Source organism: Nonomuraea sp. B1E8 (assembly GCF_039871515.1).
GTDB lineage: Bacteria > Actinomycetota > Actinomycetes > Streptosporangiales > Streptosporangiaceae > Nonomuraea.
In genome coordinates this window covers 1-543 of sequence record NZ_JBDPLS010000056.1, presented here as the reverse complement: position 1 = coordinate 543, position 543 = coordinate 1, and the positions used below count along the sequence as shown (strand labels likewise).

The following is a 543-nucleotide window of genomic DNA, read 5'->3' as shown; positions in this document are numbered from 1 at the left end:
ACATCGGTCATACGCAGGCGGCTGCGGGTGTGGCGGGTGTGATCAAGATGGTGATGGCGCTGCGTCACGGGGTGTTGCCGAAGACGTTGCACGTGGATGAGCCGTCGCCGCACGTGGACTGGTCGGCGGGCGCGGTCGAGCTGCTGACCGAGCCGCAGCCGTGGCAGCAGAACGGGCACGTCCGCCGCGCGGCCGTCTCGTCGTTCGGGATCAGCGGCACCAACGCCCACGTGATCATCGAGCAGGGCCCCGCCACGGAACAGGAACCCGAGCCGCTGAGTGAGCCGGTGGATGGGGCGCCGGTGGTGCCGTGGGTGGTGTCGGGTCGTAGTGCGGAGGCGTTGCGGGCTCAGGCGGGCCGGCTGGCTGAGGCGGTGGCCGGTGTGGGGGCCGGTGTGGGGGCCGGTGTGGGGGCGGGTGTGGGGGCGGGTGTGCGGCCGGTGGATGTGGCGCATTCGCTGGTGGTTTCGCGGTCGGTGTTCGATCACCGTGCGGTGGTGGTGGGTGCTGATCGGGATGAGCTGGTGGCGGGGTTGCGTGAGC

General features: G+C 71.3%; 1 protein-coding gene. It reads left to right on the top strand.

Annotated features, from left to right (window positions below; all coding sequences use genetic code 11):
- Window positions 1-29: 29 nt before the first annotated feature.
- Window positions 30-543, top strand: a 514-nt coding sequence (locus ABGA98_RS45670; protein ID WP_347624749.1) for a ketoacyl-synthetase C-terminal extension domain-containing protein, incomplete at its 3' end; no start/stop codon positions are given.